At 43.1% G+C, this 26,227-nt stretch carries 18 protein-coding genes; 11 read left to right on the top strand and 7 right to left on the bottom strand.

All coding sequences use genetic code 11. The features are described from left to right. Window positions 1-47: 47 nt before the first annotated feature. Together ABWT76_RS29930 and ABWT76_RS29925 are read right to left on the bottom strand one after the other, a co-directional pair. On the bottom strand, window positions 48-845 hold the full coding sequence (locus ABWT76_RS29930) for a Uma2 family endonuclease (RefSeq protein WP_354636450.1): 798 nt from the start codon (window positions 843-845) through the stop codon (window positions 48-50). Window positions 846-1,171: 326 nt separating this feature from the next. After that, a complete protein-coding gene (locus tag ABWT76_RS29925) occupies window positions 1,172-3,226 on the bottom strand; it encodes a hypothetical protein (RefSeq protein WP_054467873.1) in 2,055 nt (684 codons plus the stop codon). A gap of 404 nt (window positions 3,227-3,630) precedes the next feature. Between ABWT76_RS29925 and ABWT76_RS29920 the strand changes: the two genes are divergently transcribed. From ABWT76_RS29920 to ABWT76_RS29910, 3 genes are all read left to right on the top strand, one after another. Further along, a complete protein-coding gene (locus ABWT76_RS29920) occupies window positions 3,631-4,407 on the top strand; it encodes a hypothetical protein (protein WP_354635400.1) in 777 nt (258 codons plus the stop codon). A 170-nt stretch (window positions 4,408-4,577) separates the two neighbouring features. Further along, window positions 4,578-6,032, top strand: a complete 1,455-nt coding sequence (locus ABWT76_RS29915) for a CIA30 family protein (protein WP_054467878.1) — start codon at window positions 4,578-4,580, stop codon at window positions 6,030-6,032. Window positions 6,033-6,180: 148 nt separating this feature from the next. Continuing rightward, complete coding sequence (locus tag ABWT76_RS29910) at window positions 6,181-6,894, top strand: hypothetical protein (RefSeq protein ID WP_354635399.1); 714 nt, start codon at window positions 6,181-6,183, stop codon at window positions 6,892-6,894. Here the strand turns inward: ABWT76_RS29910 and ABWT76_RS29905 are convergent. Then, entirely contained in the window at window positions 6,891-7,100 is a 210-nt protein-coding gene (locus tag ABWT76_RS29905; protein ID WP_354635398.1) for a hypothetical protein, read from the bottom strand. The two genes, ABWT76_RS29910 and ABWT76_RS29905, sit on opposite strands and share 4 nt — an antisense overlap. A gap of 440 nt (window positions 7,101-7,540) precedes the next feature. On the opposite strand from ABWT76_RS29905, the gene ABWT76_RS29900 reads away from it, so the two are divergent. Beyond that, complete coding sequence (locus tag ABWT76_RS29900) at window positions 7,541-7,900, top strand: helix-turn-helix domain-containing protein (protein WP_054467884.1); 360 nt, start codon at window positions 7,541-7,543, stop codon at window positions 7,898-7,900. 45 nt (window positions 7,901-7,945) lie between these two features. On the opposite strand, the gene ABWT76_RS29895 is transcribed toward ABWT76_RS29900, so the two are convergent. Further along, on the bottom strand, window positions 7,946-8,521 hold the full coding sequence (locus ABWT76_RS29895) for an HD family hydrolase (protein WP_054467886.1): 576 nt from the start codon (window positions 8,519-8,521) through the stop codon (window positions 7,946-7,948). A gap of 299 nt (window positions 8,522-8,820) precedes the next feature. On the opposite strand from ABWT76_RS29895, the gene ABWT76_RS29890 reads away from it, so the two are divergent. From ABWT76_RS29890 to ABWT76_RS29870, 5 genes are all read left to right on the top strand, one after another. Further along, window positions 8,821-10,380, top strand: coding sequence for a gamma-glutamyltransferase family protein (locus ABWT76_RS29890; RefSeq protein ID WP_354635397.1), 1,560 nt, complete (start codon window positions 8,821-8,823; stop codon window positions 10,378-10,380). A 221-nt stretch (window positions 10,381-10,601) separates the two neighbouring features. Further along, the gene (locus ABWT76_RS29885) at window positions 10,602-11,327 is read left to right on the top strand and encodes an NlpC/P60 family protein (RefSeq protein WP_354635396.1); all 726 of its coding nucleotides are present in this window, start codon (window positions 10,602-10,604) and stop codon (window positions 11,325-11,327) included. Between the two features lie 41 nt (window positions 11,328-11,368). After that, window positions 11,369-12,847, top strand: a complete 1,479-nt coding sequence (locus ABWT76_RS29880) for a DUF3370 domain-containing protein (RefSeq protein ID WP_082348941.1) — start codon at window positions 11,369-11,371, stop codon at window positions 12,845-12,847. 84 nt (window positions 12,848-12,931) lie between these two features. Beyond that, on the top strand, window positions 12,932-13,069 hold the full coding sequence (locus ABWT76_RS29875) for a hypothetical protein (RefSeq protein WP_354635395.1): 138 nt from the start codon (window positions 12,932-12,934) through the stop codon (window positions 13,067-13,069). 295 nt (window positions 13,070-13,364) lie between these two features. Next, entirely contained in the window at window positions 13,365-16,508 is a 3,144-nt protein-coding gene (locus tag ABWT76_RS29870) for a PAS domain S-box protein (RefSeq protein ID WP_354635394.1), read from the top strand. Window positions 16,509-16,601: 93 nt separating this feature from the next. Here the strand turns inward: ABWT76_RS29870 and ABWT76_RS29865 are convergent, their stop codons facing one another. Further along, window positions 16,602-19,916 carry an alpha-mannosidase gene (locus ABWT76_RS29865; protein ID WP_354635393.1) on the bottom strand — a complete coding sequence of 1,105 codons (3,315 nt, stop codon included), beginning with the start codon at window positions 19,914-19,916 and terminating at the stop codon, window positions 16,602-16,604. A gap of 355 nt (window positions 19,917-20,271) precedes the next feature. Between ABWT76_RS29865 and ABWT76_RS29860 the strand changes: the two genes are divergently transcribed. Beyond that, window positions 20,272-21,639, top strand: a complete 1,368-nt coding sequence (locus ABWT76_RS29860; RefSeq protein ID WP_354635392.1) for a tetratricopeptide repeat protein — start codon at window positions 20,272-20,274, stop codon at window positions 21,637-21,639. Between the two features lie 140 nt (window positions 21,640-21,779). Continuing rightward, a complete protein-coding gene (locus ABWT76_RS29855) occupies window positions 21,780-23,291 on the top strand; it encodes a hypothetical protein (RefSeq protein WP_354635391.1) in 1,512 nt (503 codons plus the stop codon). Between the two features lie 271 nt (window positions 23,292-23,562). Here ABWT76_RS29855 and ABWT76_RS29850 read toward each other — a convergent pair whose 3' ends face one another. Beyond that, the gene (locus ABWT76_RS29850; RefSeq protein WP_054467900.1) at window positions 23,563-24,279 is read right to left on the bottom strand and encodes a response regulator transcription factor; all 717 of its coding nucleotides are present in this window, start codon (window positions 24,277-24,279) and stop codon (window positions 23,563-23,565) included. Between the two features lie 344 nt (window positions 24,280-24,623). Further along, window positions 24,624-26,216 (bottom strand): glucose-6-phosphate isomerase, encoded by a 1,593-nt coding sequence (locus tag ABWT76_RS29845; protein ID WP_197285341.1) that lies wholly within the window; start codon window positions 26,214-26,216, stop codon window positions 24,624-24,626. Window positions 26,217-26,227 lie beyond the last annotated feature (11 nt).

The following is a 26,227-nucleotide window of genomic DNA, read 5'->3' as shown; positions in this document are numbered from 1 at the left end:
AAAATTTAAGCCAAAATTGTCATAGAAACCCGGTTTCTGTCACCAGCTTAGATATCAGGATCAATTCCCAGTTCTTTCAACCGTGCAGCCAATTTTTCTGCCCGTTCTTGTTCCAGCTTAAGATTGGACTCAGCGAGAACAGCCCGTTCTTGTGCGCGATCGGCCCGTTCTCGTTCTTCTTCGGCCAACTCGAAGGATAATTTAACTAAATTACCCGCCGCATCATAAAAGCGTAACCAAGTGGCTGTCTCTCGCAGGATAGTTCCTGACCAAGTACCCAACCATAGTCCTAAACTGTCGCACCACAGCCATCCTCGTTCGTCAGGAGTTATTTCTTCATAACGGAATTTTTCGCTAAGTTTCCAACCTTGTAGCGACTCCGGGACAAAGGGGTCATAGACAAAATAATGTCCGGTTTTGAAAGTTTGCTCATAAAGTAACTTTTTCTTTCCCTTGTCCACTGCCGCAGTGGAGGGGGACATTAACTCGACAATGACATCGGGATAACGTCCGTGTTCTTGCCAAACTACCCACCCTTGACGTTGTTTGGTGCCATCGACATTTAAGGTGACAAAGAAATCCGGCCCTTTAAAGTCTCGATTTCTGGCTTGTTCTACCGAGTAGTAAACAAACATATTGCCACCAGTAAAATAATCTTCCCTTCCTTGATAAGCTAGGGTCACGGCTTCAATCAAGGCATTCATGGCGATGCGATGTCGATTGCTTTCCAAGGGTTCTCCGTCGTCAAATATTAAATCGGTTGGGGGGAGTTCGGGAGTCCACTCTTCTTCGAGTGGGAGATTTTCCGTTGGTTGTTCTTGCTCGCGAGTTAGTTCCACAGGCATTTTCTGATTCCCCAATTTATTGGACAATTCTAGCTTAATTGATTCATCGGGGCGCCCCTGAAGCTGGGAAACCGGGTTTCTTGGATTTGAGGTAGAGGCGATCGCCCGTGGGTGGAGATGAGAAACCGGGTTTCTTGCCCAAATCTTCGCCATAGAGCAAAAATTGTCATAGAAACCCGGTTTCTTGTACCAGAGCGATCGCGCATTATTTTTATGGTAAATGTGAACCAGGAAATGGGGATGAAATTGACCACAGAGACACAGAGGGTACAGAGAGATATTTACCTCTGTACCCTCTGGGATTAAGCTTTGAAACGAATGGATTCCTAGACTGAGGAATATTGTTGACCAATTTCTCCCAGTAATTTCATTAAATTATTCCGCTCGGATTCGTTGGGTAACTTCTGGACTAACTCTGCCACCTTGAGTAAATCCTGCGATAGTGCATCTTTTTTGACAAGCCGGGCTAAATCCTGGTAATTAATAGAGTTATTGCTCCAGATAATTCTGTCATCAGTAAACGCAATTCCTACTGTAGACGGAAAACTACTGGTATCTATGAAAGCAATAACTTTTTCATTATCCTTGATAGATAGCCATTTATCAAAAGCAGTTGAGAGCTTATCCAATGGTATATTTGGAGCATAGAAAGCATTGGTAAAGCTGTATTTTCCCTGTACTTGATTTTGCAGAAACTCTCCGATATAACTGGGGAGTTCTTCTTCAGTATAGGTGTAGGTTCGAGTTTCTAGCTGGGATAGCACTTCTTGCTCTCGTTTCTTTGCATTTTTGAGCAATGACCAAACTAAAAATGCTGTCCCGGATGCAACCACTGCCGCACCGCCAGTAATAACACTAATTCCACCAAAAGCTGCGATCGTCGCAGTAGTTGCCGCAGCACCGGATAAAGTTCCGGCTACTCCCAAAGCACTCGCCGCAGTCCAAGCACCTAAAACACTTGTAGCGCCTGCAATTGTCCCTGTCCCGATCGCAATTCCCAGGTTTTTTTGGTCTTCGCCGTCCATTTGTGAGACTAATGTGATCGATACAATTCCGGCTGCTCCGATCAGCGCGGCGCCCCCGGTAGCTACGGCTAACCCGCCAAGCATTCCCAAACCACCTGTAGCCACAGAACCACCACCCAAAACAGCTAATGTGGCATTGGTCGCAGCCCCTCCAGATAACGTGCTAATCAGAGTACCCGTACCTGCTGATACTCCACCTGCACTGATCACATTTGTCGCAAACGGGACGATCGCGGCTCCTATCTGGCCAGCTTTTTGCACTTGCTTTTTGACCTTGTTACCTTCCCGGAAAAGCATCTGTGCTATTTGAACTAATTTTTGTTGATCGTCTACATTCTTCTGGCTAACAATCTTGTCTAAATTCTGCTGGCTGGCAGTCTTGTAAACATCTTTAGCATTATCTGGAATATCCGCTTGAGCGATCAATGAGTCTAAGGCTTTTAAGGTTTCTGTATCTTCTACCGTCTTGCCGTCGCGTACCTGCTGATAAATTGACAGGTAATTTGCTTTTTGTTCTTCGGTTAGTTTTGGACTTTTCAAAATCTCGTTAACTAAAATAATATCAACGGTTAAAGCCCTTGATTTAGCACTGGCTAAAGAGTAAGTTGCCTTAATTTCTGATGGCAAGTCTGAACCAGCAACAATTGCATCTAAATCCGTGAGAGCGTTAAAGTCAGGAACAGGTTCATCAGCACGCACATAAGCAAAAGTTGCTCGAATTAGTTTCTTCTGTTCTGGACTCAGTGTAGATTTTTCTAAGGTAGAGTCAATGGTTTTCTGAAGTCCCACTAAGCGGGAATTGGTACTGGCAAGTTGATAGCGATTTTTAATGCTGCTGTCCAGCTTAGAAGAAGCGATCACATAATCTAATAAATCTAAGGCAATCAAATCCTGAACATATTCACCATTCTCAATTTGCTCATAAACTGATTTACATTTCTCTTGGCTAGATTCTGGAATCAGAAAGTTTGTCTTTTGGTCAATTTCTTGAAAAACTTGAGCCTTTATTTGGGAGCTTCGGTCATACAAGGTATGCAACACAAGCGTAATATCTTTACCCTCTAAACCACGCCCCTCGATCGTCATCTCTTGGCCATCTTTAATTTTAGCAGGAATCTCTACCGGATAGTCATCTCCCGATCGCAGAGTAACGAACTGCTTTTCTCCATTTCGAGCGGTGGTATAAGGAACAAAAATATGATAAGTTTCTAAACTGTTGCTGTTGCCTAATCCTTCGCTATCTGCTCTGGCATTAAGTGGATAAATTATATCTTTAGTTAACAAACCAAAAGTTCCCCAAGCGATATAGCTGAGAAAATGGCGGCGATTTAGAGTAGAAATAGTTAGTTTATCCATGACTGATGTCTTGCTAAATCTGACAGGTGATTTTAGTGAATTACCTTAATGTCTAATACTAGAAGTATTTACACTTATCTAGTTATTATCCAATAAAATTTTGAAAAAAAAGTGATCAGAAAGTAGTACAAAAGTTATATGAAAGTTACATGAAAGTTACATGAAAGTGCTATAATCGCGATAAATTGTGCCAAACCCAGGCGATCGCCCATTTTCTGCCCCAAGATGGATCCCCCCAAACCCCCCTGAAAAAGGGAGGCTTTCGGGTTCAGAAACCGGGTTTCTATGTATAGTTTGGTGGGGAGGCAGATATAGCTGCTAGAAACCCGGTTTCTTGGTTTCCCCGTGGTTGACCCGATCGCCCCTATCCGTAAAAACTTTGAGAAATTCCCAGAAAATTATCAATGACTTTTGAAGGACTGTCACCATTAACTGCCGATGAAGCATTGGCGATCGCCGAATTTGTCATGGACTACGATCGCTTCAACGAAGTTCAAGAAATCGTGTTTCGTCAGTCTTGGGAAGGCAAGTCTTATCAGCAAATGGCAAATGTCACCGATTATGATGAAGCTTACCTAAAAGCGGTGGGGTTTAAACTATGGAAAAAGCTTTCTAAAAAATTTGGCGAAAAGGTGAAAAAAGAGAATATACAGGCAGTGATTAAACGATATTTAAAGCATCATCAGGTTACTTTACATCGTCATCAAGTAAGTGGCGTAAATTTCAAGGGTGCTACAGTAAGTAATGCCGTTGTTGGAGATTTACAGAACTCTAAGTTTTGTCAAGCTGATTTACAGAGAACCGGCAACGAAACCAAGAACGAAAATAATTCTAAAATCAATGAATGGAACGGGTTTCAGTTTCGTTCCCAAGCCGCAGTCAAAATCGCGGAAACCCTGGACGAGCAAGGAATTGTCTTTTCCCCGAATTATCCTTTACGCTTAACCACATCAGCGGGCAGAAAAACCCTAATCTTTGACTTTTTAATATTTGATATCGGTAAATCGGGAATTCTGCAAATCGACGAGCCGGAAATTGCCAACCTCCTGGATGAAGCGGAAATTCTGAATTTGATTCACCGTCAAGGGTTTGAAAGTGTGAGAAATTATCCCGCCCGGTTATGCAGGGAACAACCGGAAACCGTGGTGGCCGATTTTCTCAGATTTTTGCGACAATCTTAGAAACCGGGTTTCTTGCCCAAATCTTCGGGTTTAAACCACAATTGTCATAGAAACCGGGTTTCTGCCAATTCTAGCTTGGAGACAAGAAATCGGGTTTCTTGCCCAAATCTGGGGATTTAAGCCAAAATTGTTATAGAAGCCCGGTTTCTGGAAATTAGGAGGAATCAATTGTGACCGCAACAAATCGCGCTAAATGGGATGCAGGCAGGTTTTGGCGAACTTTGGCCTATTTCCGGGTCATTCCATTTATTGGTAGCCTGGATAAGTTTAAACGCCAACCGAAAAAAGCCCCAACGGAAAATAAAGGCACGATTCTGGTAGCGGGGGCTACAGGGGGCGTCGGTAAACGAGTGGTGAGACGTTTGCTAGAACAAGGTTATCAGGTGCGATCGCTGGTTCGGGATAGCAAAAAAGCCCAGGAAATGCTGGGCGATCGCCTGGAACTGGTGGAAGGAGACATTACCCTACCGCAAACTTTGACCCCGCAAGTGACAAAAGATATTCAAGCGGTAATTTGCTGTACGGGCACCCGCGTGCAGCCCAAAGAAGGCGATACTCCCAATCGGGAAAAATACTATCAAGGCATTAAATTTTATATGCCAGAAGTGGTAGATGTGCCGGAAATTGTCGAATATCAGGGTATGAAAAACCTGGTACAAGCAGTGGTAAATCAAGCCAAAGAACCAGTAATTTTTGACTTCAGCCAACCCACCAAAGATATCCAAGAAACTTGGGGAGCGTTGGATGATATTGTCATGGGTGGCGTGAGTGAAAGTGGCATTCGCCTAGGTAATGAAGCCGCTATTTTTTCGGGCAATGTTTCCACCGCCAATTCTGGGGGCTTTGCTTCGGTGCGATCGCGCAATTTTGAGCCAATTTTAGACTTATCTAATTATACTGGCATCGATTTGCGGGTCAAGGGGGACGGAAATCGGTATAAATTTATTCTCCGAAATGAAACAAAATGGGATAGTATTTGTTATTGCTATTCTTTTGACACGGTGCCTAATATCGAGTTTACCGTGCGAATTCCTTTTGCAGAATTGATCCCCGTGTTTCGCGCCAAAACTTTAAAAGATGCTACACCATTTGAACCAGGTCAAATTACCTCATTTCAACTAATGCTAAGTAAATTTGAATATGACGGAAATTTAAATCCTAAGTTTACCCCAGGCTTGTTTCAAATTCAGGTCAAATCGATTAAAGCTTATGGAGGCACGAAATTACCTCAATTTATTCAGATTAGTTCTGCCGGGGTGACTCGTCCCGGTCGCCCTGGGTTAAATTTAGATGAAGAACCACCAGCAGTGCGCTTAAATGACCAATTAGGGGGAATTCTTACCTGGAAATTACGCGGGGAAGAGGTGATTCGCAATAGTGGTTTGCCTTATACAATTATTCGACCTTGTGCTTTAACGGAAGAACCCGGAGGTAAGCGATTAATTTTTGACCAAGGGGACAATATTAAAGGTAAAGTAAGTCGCGAAGATATTGCCGAACTCTGTGTCAATTGCTTGCAAGAACCGCAGTCTCGTTTTGTCACCTTTGAAGTGAAAGAATCTGACAATGGTCAAGCCCCTGGGGATTGGGGCAGTCTTTTGGCTACGGTAAAGCATGATACTTAAAATTGACTTATTTTGAATACAAATGGGGTAAATTACCCCATTTTTTATTTTTTTTAAAGAAATATCAAGGAATAATAAAAAATCGTAAAGCTCTAGCTTTTTTCCGGAAGGCACGTTACAATTGTAGGAAAAAATTAATAAAACAAATATGTTAGCTAGACTGAAGCCGCAACTCCGCATTATTACCGCTTTAAAGCCCGTCGAAAAAATAAAAAATCTCCCTCTGGAACCGCTGCTGCAACCGCTGCATAACCTGAATAAGTGGTTATTGCCCCGCGATCGCTATGGTCGGCGACTTTTCTGGGGGACGCTGGGTTTTATCGTTTTCCTCTTGGCGATCGCGCAAATGGATCAGGGGCTGGGGTTCTTTCTGCTGCTAGGCCCTTTGTTGCCAGTCTTTATTTTAGCGATCGTCGGCGGATGTATTTGTTTCATTTTATCAGTCGGTCATGCCTTTAAACGCGATGGTCATCCAGCCCCGTTAGTAATCATGGTACTAGGCTTATACTTAGTATTTAAACCTTCAACACCGCCAAGTGCAGAACAAGTATATTTTCAGAGACATCAAGCCAAATACCAGGAAGTCGTAGAACTGGTAAGGCAGGAAAAGTTAACCCACAACGAACAATGCAAAGACTCATTATTTGCGGTTCCGGCTGCTTATCAACATCTAACCGCAACTTGTGTATCTGTGAATAGAGAATCCTCTGGATTAATCGTAGAATTTATTCCTTTTAATGAGGATAAACCATTAGTTTACAGCGAAACCCGCCACGGCATTCAATCAGTCAAGAATTGTCATCAAGAAGGCAGAATTTCCAAACAAATGGATCGACACTGGTACATTTGCCAGGGTAATTAGTAGTCCGAAAAACCCAGAAACCCGGTTTCTAAACCCCCAGGGATAACCCCAGAAACCGGGTTTCTTTTTGGCATTTCACCGTTAACTTTAGTATTCACCACAGAAACCCGGTTTCTAAACCCCCAGGGATAACCCCAGAAACCCGGTTTCTTTTCTTCCAAGTCAGGGCGAAGCATTCGGATAATAAATTCTCTATGTTTACCCAAAATTAATCGCCCGAATGCTTCGCCCCTACGCCCCTGCAAATATGGGATTACTCCCCTTTAGAATATTTACCGAATGCTGGCAAGGCTTATATAAAGACTTATATATATTGGCGCAGTTTTTTCCTGTTTTATCTTTAATATTAAGCTCAAACTAATTTTGGTAATTGTAAATAAATTTGACAAAAAAATTGGGATATTTTATAACTTTTTTACCCCCAGAAACAGAGGACAAAAAGATATCTTGACTGTTATCTCCTCTGCGCCTCTGCGCCTCTGCGCCTCTGCGCCTCGGTCGGTGAGCGAAGCCGAACCGCCGCGCCTCTGCTTTCTCTGTGTCTCTGTGGTGAAAAAAACCATCCTATTAATTCGGTTATGGTATATATTTTAGCCTAATGAGGTATAATAACATATAACAATAAAAGTTAAGTAGCGTTCAAACTATGAAGCCTTATTCTGTTGACTTGAGACAAAAAATTATCGATATTTATGCGGAAGGAAATGTATCGCAACGTCAGTTAGCGCGACAATTTCGGGTAGCTTTAAGCTTTATCCAAAAACTAATTAAACAATATAAAGAAACGGGCAATATTGCCCCCAAGGTGAGGAGGAAACAAACTCCCACCAAATTGACCGATGAACAGTTACAAGTGCTTAAAAAATTAGTGGCAGAAACCCCAGAAGCCACTTTACAAGAGCTTAAAGAAAAATTGGCCGCGATCGCCGGAGTAACCATTAGTATTTCTACGGTTCATCGAATGTTACGACGCCTAGATTTATGTACTCAAAAAAACGGAAAATGACTAAAATGACTAATAAGTAATTAATCACTTAATGGTTCACTATGGTTACATTGATTTGAGGTTTAAACACCAATCATAAGAATTAACCTCTTTTAAGCTGGCCAAAAGCTGTTTAGCGGACTCAGTTTGTAAGGCTTTGGCCACATTATCAATCCAACGTTGGGCGCCCACATAGCCTCTTTCCCAATATTCTTTAGCCATCACCGCTTGTTCCAAAAAATCCGCATCTTTGGCAATGATTCCGGCCACAGTTTCTTGGGTTTCTACTTGATTCCAGTAATCAAAAAGATCGTCCCCCAGTTTCCCCAAAATCTCTAATTGTTCTTGGGTTGCTTTTGCCTCATCAACGGTAATATATCGTTTGGCTAATTTGTGAATATCCCCCACCCTAGCTTCCCCAATATCGTGAAACACAATCATCGTACAAACTTGCTCAGGATTAGGGTAATTTTCCAATTTAGCCAAAATAAAACCGATTTGGGCAGCGCGTAATGAATGTTCGGCTACACTTTCGGGATGTTCAATGCCAATTACTCGCCATCCTTCATGTTTAATCCGTCTGAGTTGTCCTAATTCAAACAGGAAATTTAAAATATCTTTATTGGTATCTTTATTGTTCATAGGATGTTTGTCATAAGAGTAAATTACGATGTTGATTGTTGAGATGATAGCATATAGGCTGCCCTCCCGGAATCTGCGTCTACGGCTAAGGCGATCGCTACCACGGGAGTTTCTCCAATTTTAGTCTAGACTGTTAGATTAATCCCCACATTATTAATATTCTTAGCAAAAATTTACAAAAAATAGATTGTTTCTCATAAAAAAAAATTTGCCGAACCGAGGCGTATAATTACTATGAAGAAATCGCTTAGGTTTATGGGATGCTATTTGGAAATCTGACAGAATATCCTTACCCGTCAATGCGACCAGTAATTATGGGGAAACGCGGTGCCGTTGCCACCAGTCAGCCCCAAGCCGCGATCGCGGGTATGGAAATGCTTTTAGCGGGGGGAAATGCCGTGGATGCGGCGATCGCTATGGCTATTACCTTGACCGTGGTCAAACCAACCGCAAACGGCATTGGTTCTGATGCTTTTGCCTTAGTTTGGGATGGCAAAGTTCATGGGTTAAATGGGTCGGGAAAAAGCCCACAAAACTTAACCATAGAAAAATTTGCCGGTCAAGAAACCATCCCCCATTATGGCTGGTTGCCCGTCACCGTTCCGGGGGCAGTTTCTGCATGGCGAATGCTATGGGAACGATGGGGAAAACTGCCATTTGAACAATTATTTTCCCCGGCAATTCGCTACGCTACAGAAGGGTTTCCCGTATCTCCAGAAACTGCCCAAGCTTGGCAAGCCGCTGAGAGGATTTATTTAACCAAAAAAGGCACAGAATTTACCGCTTTTAAAGAGATATTTTTTCCCAAAAATCGCGCCCCAGCCGCTGGAGAAATTTGGGGTAGTCTGCTTCACGCCCAAACTTTAACAGAAATTGCGAATACGGGCGGGGAAAGTTTTTATCAAGGGAATTTAGCGGCAAAAATTAGCCACTTTGCGGCGGAAACAGGCGGTCTATTAACTGGGGATGATTTAAGCAAACATCAAGGGGACTGGGTAAGTCCGATCGCCGCCGACTATCGGCAAGTCACTGTTTGGGAATTACCCCCGAATACTCCGGGAATTGCTACTTTAATGGGGTTAAATATTTTGGAAGGATTTAATTTAAGTGAATATCCGCGAGAATCAGTGGATTCTTATCATTTGCAAATTGAAGCTATGAAACTGGCTTTTGCCGATTTACATCAGTATAATGCCGACCCCCGGTACATGAAAATGTCCGTACATCGGCTATTAGATAAAGATTATGCCGATGAACGGCGGCGCTTAATTGGACATAAAGCGATCGCCCATGCTTTACCCGGACTTCCCAAAGGGGGCACGGTCTATTTAGCAACAGCAGATCGGGATTTAATGGTATCTTTTATTCAATCAAATTATATGGGATTTGGCAGTGGCATTGTCGTCCCGGAAACTGGCATTTCTCTACATAACCGAGGCTGTGGTTTTACTTTAGAAACCGGACATCCTAATCAGGTTGCCCCTGGAAAGCGTCCCCTACATACAATTATGCCCGGTTTTCTCACCGAAAATAGCCAACCCCTTGGCCCATTTGGGGTCATGGGTGGACCAATGCAACCCCAAGGTCATTTACAAATGGTGACAAATTTAGTGGATTATCAACTAAATCTTCAAGCAGCATTAGATGCCCCTCGATGGCGTTTTTTGGAAAATAATCAGGTAATTCTGGAAAATTTTGTCTCCGAAGCGATCGTCAAAGGATTGTTAGACCGGGGACATGGGGTTAGGGTCAGCCCAGAAAAAAGTCTCTTTGGTCGCGGTCAAATGATTTTGCAACAAAATGGTGTATTTTTAGCTGGATCTGAACCCCGCAGTGATGGCATGGCGATCGCATTTTAAGGCAATTGGCGAATTATTTATATATGTATGATTAATCTTAGTATTTATATTGTAGGGTGGGCAAAAATTCACCATGATATATGGTAGGGTGGGTGACAATTTTTGCCCACACTACGAATGTTAGGGGCTGAATTCCCCTCCTATAATTGTCCTGCTAGGATTGCCCTGTCTGATTTTCTTCAAAAATGAACCAGAAATAATTTCATACTGGAGGTATAAGGATGCAACCACTCACTTTGAACCGGCGTCATCTTTTTATTTTATGGGGCAGTCTTTGGGCATTATTCATTATCTTACTCTGTCAACCAGTCAGTTATGGCATCATGCGATTAGGCAGTGTCATTATCGGATGCGTCATTTGGGGTAGTTCCCTCTATTTATTCTGGGCGAAAAAGCTGATTCGGGTTATTTGTCTTATCTGGGCTTTATTGGTTATTTTACTAATTATTTTACCCGGTAGTCCGGCTGACCCTGATACTTTAGCAGCCGCTTATGTCCGCGAACTGACTCGTTATCAAGGAACTCCTTATGTTTGGGGGGGAGAAAATAAACTGGGAATTGATTGTTCCGGGTTAGTTCGTCAAGGTTTAATTCAAGCAAACTGGAAATTAGGAGTTAAATCAAGAAATCCTGCTTTGGTGCGAAAAGGGTTTGAAATGTGGTGGTATGATGCAGGGGCGGATGCTTTACGAGATGAATATCGCAATTATACCACAAAAATGCTCAGATACGATAGCATTAATCAGTTAGATTCGAGCATCCTTAAACCGGGGGATATGGCGGTGACTGTGGATGGAGAACATATTTTGGCTTATCTGGGCGATCGCACTTGGATTTCAGCGGATCCTGATGTCCAAAAAACGATCGAAGTCACCACCCCGGAACCGCATAATTTTTGGTTTAATACTCCGGTTTATTTATTACGTTGGCGGCAATTGTCACCGTAAAAAAATCAGCCCGATTAAATTAATAGCATTCAATCAATTTTATGAACCGACAAAAACCTCAACAAAAATTTCTGATGATTGGGGGAGCGATCGCCCTCTTATCTGCCAGCAGCTTCGGGCTATTTTTTTTCAAGAAAATTACCCCCAAACCTGGTGATATTGCCCCTGTTAGAGCCCAAAATTCAGCCAAAGCACCGGAAATAATTGTGCAAAAAAATCAGGTGCGATCGCTGCCCGGACAACTGGACAATATCCCGATGTTTAATAGTAATAGTCCAGAATGGATTAAAAAAGAGGGAATTTTACTGTCCACTTTTTCCCCAGATGGCAAACAAGTCCCTGAAGCCCATCTCAACTTTCCTTTTGAGGGCAAATTTGAATTATTTGCCCACCATTTTATCCATACGCCGCCCAATTTACAAACCCTCTATATTGGCCTAATTGTCCATAATCCTGGAACCGAAAATGTTCGCTTAAATATATCGGCAGCCGCCAGTTATTTATTGTCACCAGATGCCCCATTTGCTCTCCAGCCACCGATGACGGAAAATCCCAATGGAGAAGTGTATTCTGGGCCTGGAATTAGGGCGGTGGATCAAGTATTACGGGGAGTCAGACAACCGGATTTTCCAGCAGAATTAGTCATTGCACCGGGACAAAGTAAACTGTTAATGAATGGGGCAATTCCAGTAAAAGGTTTAACCCAGATTGTCAATGGGCGATCCACCTTTATGGAGTTGCAAAGTTCGGGCAAAGTTTATCTAGCAAGTTTAGCCATGTATGCCAAGAAAAATCCCGATGGCAGCGATAGCGCATCCGCGCCGCTTCGCGAACGCCCACCCACCCTTCAAGAATGGCAAACCCTATTAAATAATGGGGGATTAGCCCAACCCAGAGACAAAACACCAACCCCTCCAGATCAAGTAGGTGGGCAACTGATTTATAGTCGAGTGGCTGGAGTCCAACAAGGGTCTAAATGGCAGGCAAATATTGTCGATCCTGGGAAACAATATTTAACAATTCCTAACCAGGGACAAGCATTTTCCTATGTCATTAGTACCGTCCGGGCTGGTAGTATGGGTACAGGGCAAATTCAATCAGCTAAATTATTAGTCCGTTACCCCGATACCGCTTATGAATCTCATGGGAACTATGGCACTCACTATGACCTAACTTTACCGTTATCTAATCGAACTAATCAACCCCAAACTGTCAGCATTACCTTAGAAACTCCCCAAAAAGAAGAACGATTGTCTCAAGGGGGTTTAATTTTCCGGCAACCTCCGTGGGACTTTCCGTATTTTCGCGGAACGGTACGGATACGGTATGCCGATGAAACTGCGGAACAAATAACCCCATCTGTAACGCGCTATGTGCATTTATGGCATCGTCGTGGACAAGTCTTAGATCCTTTATTCACCGTTAATTTAGCCCCTGGAGAAACCCGAAGCGTTCGGGTGGATTTTCGCTATCCTCCAGATGCAACCCCGCCCCAAGTTTTGACCATCAGAACCCTATAATAAGATTAACGATGATGAGAATAAAAAAATCTGTGATTAGAATAAAAAAATCTGTTCCAGGTTTTTAGCATCGGAGTTAGGGAGATGACTGCAAAAATGAGCGATTTCTGCACAGTCTTGGCATTCAGTCAGCAAAATATTGCTGGAATTGGCAAAATTGAGCGATCGAATCTTACCTTAACTGTGCAGTTATTGCCGGGGTCATCGATCGATAGCCCCTAAACCGGACGATCCGAACAATTGGATTAGTCGTCGGAATCAAAGCGCGGGGAAGAGTCAGAGGGATGGAAGTCGGGTCAGAGGCGATCGGCAAATCATCGATTGTGAAATTTTGTGAAATTTTGTGAAATTTTGTGAAATTCTGTGAAATTTTGTGAAATTCTGTAAAATATATTTTTAATTGTCGATTTGCCGATCCGACCTTCCCTATCCGTAAATTTTTGTCTGTAACATCATTTAATTTTTTTTATCTGCTTGTTTAATAAATTCTGAGCAACCAAAATAATAAAAAACATCTATGTTGAATCATTTTAACAAATCAGATACACCCTTGAATGGAGAAGTATTATCGATTATTCTCAATCATATTAGTGATGTCATATTTATTTGCGATCCATTAGGAGATATTATTTATTCAGCGGGAAATATAACGGAAATATTTGGCTATTCAGCCTCAGAAATTAATCAAATTAGTCAGATTACTCAACTGATTGAAGCTGGTTTGTTAGAGGAATTAATTCTGGCTGCTAAAAAACCAGAAAGCTTGGCTCTAGAGTGTAACCATTTTTCTGGTAATATTTTAGATAAATTTGGCAATCATCATTGGGTAGAAATTAAAATTAAAAAGATTACTTTAGCCAAAGAACTGTTTTTATTATTTTTGCGAGATATTAGCCAAGTTGAGCAGGTAAAAACTGAATTAAAACATAGCCGGCAAGAATTAGAAAAAGTGGTTCATTTAAGGACCGAACAGCTTAAACTAGCTAATTTACAACTGGAGAAACAAATTATTGAGCGGCAGCGGACTGAAGTCGAAATCCAAAACACCGTTGAACGCTTGATGGCGATTCTGGAAACCGTTGCCGAAGGTATTACCTTTGGAGAGGAAACCGGGAAGTTTGAATTATTTAACTCGAAAATGGAAGAAATTACTGGATATACGAAATCAGAAGCCAACAGTTGTGAAAATTTTCTGGCTCGACTCTATCCAGAACCTCGTGAATATAAAAAAGCCATGACCGGGTTCAAAAAAATCATAGAAAGTGGTAAAAATATTCATCGAGAAACTATAATTAAAACTAAAACAGGCCAAGAAAAAACTTTATTAGTGTCTACTTCCTTGGTGCGAGACGGCGATCGCAATTTATTTCTCAGTGCTTATCGGGATATTACCCACCGTCAGGCAGCGGAAAGAGCGCTGGCAGAAAGTGAAGCGAGAAAAAAAGCAATTTTAGCGGCCATACCCGACGCCCTATTTTGTATGGATCGAGAGGGAATTTTTTTAGAATTTATTCCGGCCAAACAATTTCATCTCTTTGTCACACTCAATCAGTTTATTGGCAAAAAAATTACCAATGTCTTGCCAGAAAATTTGGCAAAAAAAGTGATTAAATTAATTCAACAAACATTAAAAAATCAGACAACTCAACTTTTAGAATATCAGTTACCCGTAAATCATCAAATTCGCGATTATGAAGTCCGCATGGCGGTATTTCTGAAGCATCAAGTTTTAGCCATTGTCCGGGATATTAGCGATCGCAAACAAGCGGAACGGGCAGTGCAACAACAGATGCAATGGAATCAATTAATTTTGCAAACCACAATGGATGGCTTTTTCCGCTTTGATGCTCAAGGGAATATCTTAAAAGTGAATTCAGCATTTATGGATATCATGCAATATTCAGAAGATAAATTGCTGGGCATGAAAGTTCAAGATTTATTAGCCCTGGATACTCCAGAAGAAATCCGCAAGCATATCCAGGCAATTTGTTTTCCGAGTCCCGTAAAGCATCCGGGTAATTTTTCTAAGAAACCTCCCAAGATTTCCGAGCGCTTAAAAAGTAAGTATCGCCGATCTGATGGAGCAATTATTCATGTAGAACTGAGCGTGACCGTGACTCAGTTAGGCAACGAAAAGCTGATGTTTGCTTTCGTGCGAGATATTAGCGATCTCGTGAGTACGGGTCAAGCCTTGATCGATAGCCAGCGATTTATTCAAAAAATTACTGATACAGTGCCAGTTCTCATATATATTTACGATTTAGTCGAACAAAAAAATACTTATTTTAATTCTCAAATATCAGAAATTTTAGGATATGATTTGGCGAAAATTCAGGAAATAGAACAAGCAGGCCCCCTGTTATTAACCTTATTGCATCCTGAAGATAGTCTCTCAGAAATTAATCTGAAAAAACGTTGGGAATCGGTAAAAGATGGCGAGATTTTGCAAACGGAAATGCGGATCCAAGATGCTGAGGGAGTTTGGCGCAATTTTCAATGTGAAGAAACTTTATTTTTGCGCGATGCCAATGGCTTACCTAAACAAATTCTCGGCGCAGGAATCGATATTACAGAACAGAAAAAAAATCAGCAAAAACTTTTGCGTCTCAGTAAAGCGGTGGCAAGTACCTCAGATGCGATCGCCATCACAGATTTATCGGGAAATCCAATTTATATTAACCCAGCATTTATCAAGCTATTTGGCTATGAATTAGCGCCACTGATTTCGCACAAAGGGCTGAATATTCTTTATGCTGATTCTTCCCTATGCACCTCAGTGTTTGACACAATTAAACAAGGGGTATCTTGGCGGGGAGAAGTGAAAATGCAAACTCATCATCGAGATTTTTTAGATATTTTATTACGTGCCGATGCGATTAAAGATGAAACCGGCAAAATTGTTGGTTTTGTGTACATTTATACCGATATTAGCGATCGCAAACGTGCCCAGGAACAGTTAGCGCAACACGCAATAGAATTAGCCCGTTTTAATGCCGAACTTGAACAATTTGCTTATGTGGCTTCTCACGATTTACAAGAGCCTTTAAGAATTATTACCAGCTATAGTCAATTAATCTCTCGTCGTTACTTAGGTAAACTCGATGAAAAAGCAGATAAATATATTCAATTTGTGGTCAAAGCAGCCCAACGAATGCAGCAATTAATTGAAGATTTGCTAGAATTTTCTCGTCTAGGCAGTCAAAAAAACGAATTAGGGCAAGTGGAATGTGAAGCTGTCTTGAATCTTGTCCTGGAAAACCTGAATTTAACCATTTTTCTGAATGATGCTATTATCAATCACGAACCTTTGCCCGTGGTGCTCGGCGATCACACTCAGCTTGTTCAATTATTCCAAAATTTAATTGTCAATGGGATTAAATATCGGACTGAGCGATCGCCGATTATTCATATTTCCGCGACGCGCATAGAAAATTATTGGCGCTTTGCGGTCAGCGATAATGGCATTGGCATTGCCCCAGAGTTTTTTGAGCGAATTTTTACCATATTTCAACGACTCCATACTCGCGAAGAATATCCCGGTACAGGTATTGGTTTAGCCATTTGTAAAAAAATTGTCCAAAGACATCGGGGTGAAATTTGGGTACAATCTCAAGTAGGGGCAGGATCAACTTTTTATTTTACGCTCCCGGCAGTTGATTAATTTCTGGGGATTAATTTTTGGTTATTGGTTATTTGATAAAAAACCAGAATCAGGCATAACCAATAACCGATCGCCGATAACTCTTTTAACTCTTTAGACTATGCGAAAAGTCCTCACTTGCCAAGGGAAAATGTCCAGATTTACTGAAGGAGTCGCTTGTTCTAATAAATCCACCGAACCGTCAATCTTTAAACCCAAATCACTTTCTAACTGAATTTCCGTGGCTTGTCCGTGACATTCATAACACCGTAAAATCCATTGTTTAGCCTCATAATTATCTTCCGTGGTTTTAAATGCCATCAAAATTAAATTTTCGGCAGATAAGTCCAAAAAAGAACCTTTACTAGGCAATTTTTTCTCCGAAATCGGTGAGTGTAATTCTGGGAAATGATCGAACAACTGCACCAACAACGGTTGATTAAACTCATAACCCCGTCGGACAGTTTTTGCCTGCTGCCAACTGCCCCCATGAGGATAAATTCCATAAGTAAATTTATGGTGATAAAAGTCCGCATTGGGGTCGGGCCAAGTTGACCCCCGCAACAGGGTTAACCGTAATTGATTCGGTTGGGCATCATAGCCATATTTACAGTCATTTAATAAGCTGACTCCATAAGTGTCTTTTTCTTCTTGATGGGCAACCGTTTCTGAAGCAATTTTAGGCATTTTAGGCATATTTTCGGTTAAATCTGCCCAATGTAAACCGGGAACTTCCCATTGGGCTTTTTCCGCTGGAGTCTGAGGGTTCGTGGAACGGGCGATCGCCCCACAAGGCATCTCATAAGTAGCCATATCCGCTGTAACATTTAAAGGAAATGCCGCCTTAACCATCACATGAGGAGTCTGCCAATCGACGCTGGTCGCTATTTTTAAAATTGGTGAATGAATCTGTAAAATATAGTCTTGGACAAACTCGGAATTTTCTAACTCCCGAATCACCCGTAGACGCCATTGAATTGGCCCATATTCTTCCCAGAAAATTGCCTTTAAAACCGGCGGATTTAAGGGATGTTCGGCATAATTTGGGTCAATATTCCAAGCATCCCAATATTGACCGCTATCTTGAAATGCTTGCAGTTTATTTCCGGCATCGCTGAGGATTTCTCGTTGATTAACTTTATCAAAAATACTTTGCAGATTCCCCGTTTCTGGGTCAACGATGACTCGCAGCAGATCGTTTTCTAGAATTAACGGTAAATCCTGATTATTTTTGTCAAAATTTGTAGGGGCGAAGCATTCGCGTAAATAAGTTTTCACTTGATCTGGGAGATTCATCCGCGAATGCTTCGCCCCTACGGGCTGGTTCACACTATCGGGAATATCGGGATTAATATCACCCACTAACCAAAAAGTATTATAACCAATGGAAGAAATATCCGCTGCATAAAATAACAGGGAGTTTTCCGTAAGCTGCGATCGCACTTCTTCCCCAGCGCGATCGTAAACTTTCCAGGATTTTCCCGCTGCGGAAATAGTGGTTAAATCGACCGCCAATACCTCAGAACGAGACCAGTTTAGGGAATTAAAAATAACAATCAGTTTGGCATCAACCCTCGGAGGTTGAGGCAAGTCAATTTGATGCAATATCGCCTTTAAAGCCCGGTCTAATATATTCTTTGCCACTCGTTCAGCCTTTTGCCAACTCTGATTAACTTCCTCATACACTTCGGGAATTGAGGAACCGGGTAAAATATCGTGAAATTGATTAAAAAGTACCTGTTTCCAAGCGGTTTCTAACTCAGCTTTGGGATAAGGCAAATCACCAATAATTTGGGCTAAACTGCTAAACAATTCCGCTTCATATAATAACCGTTCACAGCGGCGATTCCATTGTTTTTGTCGCCCATAAGTGGTATAGCAACCTCGGTGAAATTCTAAATAGAGTTCATTTTGCCAAATCGGTAAATTTTTGCTGATTTTTTCTTGAGATAACTGTTGCAAATATGCCTCAGATGTGGTACAATCTAATTGTGGTATAAATGGAGAATATTGCCATTTTTCAGCCACTTCTAACATCTCACGAGTGGGGCCGCCGCCGTGGTCGCCCACTCCGGGCAACCAAAGGGCGTGATTTATGCCAGTTTTCTGCTGCCAATCCATCGCATATTCGGCCATTTCTACCGGCTGAATATCTTTACCAATCGGGGCAGACATCAGGCTGAAAATGCGGCTACCGTCGGGGGATTCCCACCAGAAAAGACTATAGGGAAACTCGGTAGTATCGTTCCAGCGCAGTTTTTGGGTGACAAAATATTGAATACCTCCTTGGGTCAAGAGTTGGGGCAGTTGCCAACAAAAACCAAAGGTATCCGGCAACCAAGCAACCGGCGCTAATTGACCAAATTTGGCTAAACAATAGCGCTGACCATAGAGTAATTGCCGGACAATAGATTCTCCAGAAATAATATTTAATTCCGGTTCCACCCATAAGCCCGCGAGAATTTCCCAACGTCCGGCTTTGACTTGTTTTTGAATTGCCAAAAATAGGTCAGGACGATGGGTTTCTATCCATTCATATAGGGCAGCAGTGGAATGACCAAAGGTTAAGTCGGGGAATTCTTTCATCAGGTTTAAGACTGAGGTAAAAGTCCGTTGGGCTGCTGTCCAAGTTTCACTAATTGGCCATAACCAAGCCATGTCTAAATGGGCATGGCCTAGGAGTGATATTTTATGGGGAATATTGGGAATTTGTGAAAGGAGCGATCGCAGGTTTTCTCGGATTAAACCTAAAGATTGATTAAAGGTTTCTCGGTGGTGAACTGCTGACCAGTTAATTAAATGAATTTGCTGTTTAAATAGGTGAATTAATTCCTGTGAATCCGGGGCATAATTTTGCAGATATTTCCATAAAATTGTCAGTTCATCGGCCACAAAACCTGGGTCAATTTCCTGGGGATCTGCGGGTTGATAAATTAACTGCGATCGCACCAAAGCCCCTGGGTCGTGTCCGGGACTGACCAACCGTAAAGTTAGGGTAATTTTTTCACCGGGAACCACTGTTTGACTGACCAAAATTATCACATTACAATCAAATAAATCCCCGGATTGTAGCAGTTCGCCATTGGCAAAAACCTGAGCATCTTCTGCCCACCAAAGCAAAGCCAACCGCAAGCTAAAACCCGCTAAAGGATATCCTTGTAAATCCGGGGGAATGGCGATGGTTTGAGTCAGCCAAATTACTTCTTTTTTGGCTGACCAAGCAATATGTGCTTTTTCATTTAACTCGGCGATCGGCCAATTATGCCCTAAATCCCCGTTGGGGAAGTGATTAACTTGGGAAATATCTAAATTTTCCTGGCAATAATGCCAGTGATTTTGCAGATTTACTTGGGTTAACTGCCGCAAATGCGCGATCGCTTCTATAACATCTAAATTTTCTTGATTTTCTGTAGTTTGTGTCTCGATCATAATTTTTAGGTTTATTGGTTATCGATTATTCTTGTTTGGCATGAACATTTTACCAATCATATGACTCAATTATATCACACTAAATGAATTTTTAAAAATAAAAAATAGCTTTTAGGATCAATCAGTCACTTACTAATAAATAATTTTTACCAACAAAAATTTATACAACATTAAGGGTGTAAGGCGATCCCCCAGGGGTCGCCCCACACGCTTAATGCTGCATTTTTGGAAAATTAGCAACCGTATAAACATATTTTCTGAAAAATCAGCTTATTGGGATTGTCAATGTGGATCAAACTAATTAGAATAAACTTATTCTTCTAAAGAAAGAAATACCATTTATCATCAATCAAACATGATGACTGAAAGTAATCATAAGCCTACCACGGATTTAGACGGGGCAATTGAGTCTTATCAGGCAGCCTTAAACGAGCTTGAATCCGCAGCCCCGAATCTGTCAGAAATCGAAGCGGTTAAAGTGCTGCTGGCACGAGATGCGGTGCAGCAATTACTCCCAGATAAAACCAAATTATCAGCGATCGCGTTCATCTCGTTGATCCAATTGGATCGGCGATTGAAACAGCAAGGAGAAGCGATCGCCCGTGCGGTCAACTTGGAGCAATTTCGCGAACCCCTCAACCCCGATCCTTCAGCCTGGTGGTGGTTTTTTGAATTACCACCGGAAATTGACCCGTGGGATCGCTTTGACTGGGTGTGGAATGTCATCACCACTGGGGCTTTGGGTTTAGCCGGTAGCTATTTGTTTATCACCCTTCAGGCTTTTGCGATCGGTGGTTTAGGTGTCACCGAGGCATTCGGAACCATTGCCCAAGGGACAGGGATCGCCTTGATTGGTAAAGGGGCGCTGACCGCCGACGGACATCAACAGGTCGCCAAACTGCTGCACAAAATGGGTGTTCCTTCAAAGTGGCACAGTGAGGTGAGTTGTGGGTTCGCCATGCTGCTGTTGCTTTCGGTCTATGGTATCCACCGTAGTTTACCCAATTACCTTTATAAAAAAGCCGTTGCGGAATATGATGCGGGTAACTTGGCCCATACTGAGGAAAAATTACTTCAGGCGATTCAACTCAATTCGGAAGATTCCAAGTTTTATGTTCCTTTGGGGAAAGTTTACGAAAGCACAGGGGAATTAGACAAAGCCCTGGTACAGTATAAAAACGCAGTGGTTAATGGCAACCCCGAAGGCTTCAACTCTATCGGGCGGGTCTATATTCAGCAATCCAAGTTCGATCTGGCGGAGACATTGCTGCGGGCAGGTCTGCAAAGGGTGAAAAATGATCCACAAATCGAATATCAATTGCACCGCAATTTGGGTTGGGCATTGTTGGCGCAAAAGAACTATCCCGCAGCGGAGAGAGAGTTGAGACAGGCGATCGCTATTGACGATCAAATTACTGAAGAACAAATTGGTGGGGGTATGGCTTATTGTTTCTTGGGAGAAGCCCTCACGGAACAGAAAAAGATGTCAGAAGCGGAAAAATATTGGCTTGAATGTCTGGATTATGCCCGTCCCGAAACCGTCAATGAATATCGATGGTTTGTCCAGAACAGCCAACGGGAACTCGCCTCTTGCGTTGATACCAGTGGCATTACTGGCGGTCTGGATCACGAGTTAGCAACGCAAAAAGTCGCCCAGTCTTGCGATCGCGAGGGACTGATTCAGTCAATTAAATCTGCGGCTATTCCCGGAAATCAAAATTAACTGGTTATTAGTTATTGGTTATTGGTTATTGGTTATTGGTTACTTGCTGTTAAAATCACCAATAACCAAGAACAACGAATCATATTGGCATTCAGGGCAAAATTTTGCTTTAATATAAGGAAGAATTTTGAGCCAATGCCATGTCTTCTGCTTCTACGGGCCGTTACCAAAGCCGATTCCTCAACCTCCTACTGGAAAAGTCCCAACAGCTATCCGATCGCATGGGACAAGCAGCGCGACAAGTCCAAACCACAACGATCTGGACAGTTCAGTTGTTGATGTATCCCCTGTATGCCATGTTTCAAACCGGGCGACTGGTGGGCAAACAGCTACAGCAAACCGTCAGTCAAAAACGGCCTGGGTTGCCCGGAAGCAAGCCACGGTCATCTGCCGTGGCCAAAGTTCAGTCACCGCCTAAGTCCCAACCGACCAAGCAGCCAGAAACAGCGCTTGCCACGGTTAGCGAAAGTGAAGCGGATCTGCCCTTACCGCCTTTGACGGATAAACCAAACGATCCCCCCTTGACTCGGCTATTTCACAAGCTGATCAACTGGATGGAAACCAGCACTGTGGCGGTCAAAGTGAATCTGTTTAAAGAATCAAAATTAAAACATCTGCCCCCCACTGCCGCAACCGCGCAAAATCTTTCCGGGGAAAACATGGGCATTGGTGCCGGTTTAAAGGCGACTCAAGCGCCCCAGACCGAAGACTCATCATTCTTAAAATCCATCGATATTGCATCCGCAACGCTTCGCGAACGCACCGTAGCCCAGTTAGAAGCGGGACAGTTTCCCCAGTGGCAAGAGATGACTGATGCGGTGGTGGACAACACGCGATCCTTCTGGGAACCTGTCAAAAATTGGTATATGTGGCAGGGAGACTATCCCCTCAATTTAGAAGATGAAGATTTAACCCGCGATTTATGGGCTGAACCCAGCAGTGCGACTCTGGCAAAGGCTGCCTCAGCAAACCAAACGGCTCAAACTCAAACATTCGTCCCAGCATCAGCCTCCGACTTAGCCGAAAACCCATTGCCGCAACTGGTGCAAGTAGTACAAAAAAGTGAAGCAGTTATTCGCACCACCATCACCGAATGGTTTGGCAAAGTGAACGCTTTAGTTCATATTCCGACGGTGAATTCCCCGAACCAGGGGAGCATGGGAGCAGAGGAGCGGGGGAGCAGAGGAGCAGAGGAGCTTTCTCTCTCGACGGCGGCTCTACACCCTACACCCTACACCCTACACCCTACACCCTACACCCTAAAAAACACGGCTGCATTCCTGCCATTAACCGTGGCAACAGTAGCCACCACCACGATCCAGAAAGTTGGCCAAACGGTGGCAGAAAACTGGGGAAAAATTGAGGCGATCGCGCATTCACGAGCAAGCCATCAACTGACCCTGAAGGATCCTGCTACCGCTGAAACCACCTCGACTCTGACCCAAACTGAAACTCCCGTTACCGGAATGGGAGAACCGGAAACCGGACGGGATTATATTGAAACCAAGGTTGTCTCCGTTGGCTATGTTAAACATCCCTTGCAAGTGGTACTTGAGGCGATCGATTGGGTGATGTTGCGCCTAGAAAAAATATTCTTAGTTGTTCGTGATTGGTTATTAGTGACTCGTGATTCATTATTTAGCTCAAAATAACAACTAACAACTAACAGGGTGTAGGGGGAAGCCGCCGTCGTGTAGGGTGTAGGGTGTGGGGTGTGGGGAAGAGTGAATAGTGAATAGTGAATAGTGAATAGTGAATAGTGAATAGTGATATTTATGCATAACTTTTCACTTGTACGGGCTTTCTGGCCATTCGCCCCTACGACTTTTGTACGGGCGAATGGCCAGAAAGCCCCTACGACTTTTCACTTCTCTTCCCCCACACCCCACACCCCACACCCCACACCCCAACCAAAAACAATTATTAATCAACTAATTGATGGGCGATCGCAAATCGTACCAGTTCCGCACGATTACAAGTGGATGTTTTTCTCAATAAACTACTCACATACTTTTCAACGGTGCGAGAACTCAGGTGCATTTTATCGCCTATTTTTGCATTGGATAATCCCCAAGTTAAGAAACTTAAAACTTCTTGTTCCCGGTGAGTTAAATCAATCTCTAAAGGGGCGATTTTTCTGGAATCAACGGTTAAATTTTTGGCATCGGAAACTGGGCGATCTGCCGACACAAGCTTGTCATTCCCGCGAAAGCGGGAATCCACTTGAGAAGCTAGATAAACAGAAAAATCTTTTTCAGCGTTAATTAGCTGCGATCGCTCCAACAAATTGCGAACCACCGCCCCCAACTCTGGCAACTCAAACGGTTTGGGCAAATAAACATCACAACCAACTTGATACCCTAAAATTCTTTCCTCGGTCTTAGTTTTACTGGTTAATAAAATCACCGGCAATAATCTAAAAAAAGGTTGTTCCCGAATTTTTTTAATCAATTCATAACCATCCATCCCCGGCATAATAATATCCGTAATCAGTAAATGTGGCCGATATTTTTCCACTAAAATCAGCGCATCTCGGCCATTTTCTGCCCGGATTACCGCATAACCAGAACCGTGAAGATAGTCACTAATCGACAAACAAATTGCCGGATCGTCATCAACAACAAGAATTATCAGAGACATGGATAGTCAAGGGGTGTGGGGTGTGGGGTGTAGGGGGAGAAAAGAGGAAAGAGGAAAGAGTAAAGAGTAAAGAGTAAAGAGGAAATAGTAAAGAGGAAAGAGGAAAGAGGAAAGAGGAAAGAGGAAAGAGTAAAGAGTAAAGAGTAAAGAGGAAAGAGTAAAGATATTCACTCTTCTCTCTTCTCTCTCCTCTATTCTCTCTCTGGTTATTGGTTATTAGTTGTTAGTTGTTGGTTATTAGTTGTTAGTTGTTGGCTATTGGTTATCCGATTTTCAAATAACAACCAACAAACAACAACCAACAAACAACAATTAACCAACAACAACCAACAACCAACTAACAACTAACTAGCGGAAATCATCGCGGTGAGGCTAGATGGTTTCGCGAAATCGCCTTGTAAAACAACACCCCGATCGTTAGCTGCCAAATGCCGGAGGATTTTATAGACGATTTCAATTTGATCGCTGGCACCAGCTTTAGCAGCGATCGCCTCCAAAGACAGAGGGGCGGTTTCTTGGTGCAGCACTGCCAACACCTGTTTTTGCAGCGCCAAAATGCTGGCGGCGGCTTTTTTCCCTGCTTCTACCCCTGGTTGATGATAAGCATTGATATTCACCAAAAAAGCATACAATCCTACAGCCCGTTCATACAGGGCAATCAACGCCCCAACGGTGCGCGGGTTCACCTGGGGGATGGTCAGAGTAATGGAGTCTCGGCCATTTTCAAACAAAGCAGCGCGAGTTCCCATTAAAAAGCCGGATAAATAATCGCCACAAGTGACATTGGGTTCGATTTCCATACTGGGGCCTTGACGGTCTTCTAAGACTTCAATCAAGGTCATAAAGAAATTGGGCACCCCTTCGCGCAACTGTTGCACATAAGCGTGTTGATCCGTAGACCCTTTATTGCCATAAACGGCAATTCCCTGGTAAACAATATTGCCATCTAGGTCTTTTTCTTTGCCCAAAGATTCCATTACCAGTTGTTGCAGATAGCGGCTAAATAAAAGCAAACTATCTTTGTAGGGCAAAACCACCATATCTTTTTCCCCGCGTCCATTGCCCGCAAAGTACCAAGAGAGGGCTAATAAGGCAGCAGGATTGTCTTTCAGGTTCGGGGTACGGGTGGCGATGTCCATTTCTTTCGCCCCAGCCAGCATTTCGCGAATGTCGATTCCTTGTAAAGCGGCAGGAAGTAAGCCCACGGCGGACAGTTCCGAGGTTCGTCCTCCTACCCAGTCTTCCATTGGGAAGGTGGCTAACCAGCCTTGGGACTTGGCATGGCGATCGAGGTTGCTGTCCACTCCGGTAATAGCGATCGCTTGTTGGGCAAAATTCAGGTTGCGCTGCGTAAAAGCATACTCAATTTCTAACATCCCATTGCGGGTTTCCGGGGTGCCCCCAGACTTGGAGATGATGATCACCAGAGTGCTAGAGAGTCGATCTTCCAGGGATTTCACGACTTTATCAATTCCTGTCGGGTCACTATTATCGATAAAGTGAATCTTCATCGGTGCCTGATCCGGTTCCAAGGCTTCCGCCACAAACTCCGGCCCCAGGGCGGAACCCCCAATCCCAATCGACAGCACATCAGTAAATTTGGGCTGATTGGGGGGATGAATTTCCCCGGAATGCACTTTCGCGACAAAAGCCTCGATCGCCTCTAAAGTCTGAATAATATCCTGTTTCAGTTCTGGGGTCGGGGCTAAGTCAGGGTTGCGTAACCAATAATGACCCACCATCCGGTTTTCATCGGGATTCGCGATCGCCCCCCGTTCCAACTCTGCCATTTGGACAAATGCCCGTTCAAACTCCGGCTGCATCTTCGCCACAAAAGCATCATCAAACCGCATCCGGCTGATATCCAGGTACAAACCTAATCCAGAGTGAAAATACAGCCACTCTTGATATCGTTGCCACAAATCCACTGCACTGATATCCATACAAA

The sequence above is a fragment of the Planktothricoides raciborskii GIHE-MW2 genome (genome assembly GCF_040564635.1).
GTDB lineage: Bacteria > Cyanobacteriota > Cyanobacteriia > Cyanobacteriales > Laspinemataceae > Planktothricoides > Planktothricoides raciborskii.
The sequence above is the reverse complement of the archived record's forward strand: the minus strand, read 5'-3'. Positions and strand labels throughout refer to the sequence as shown.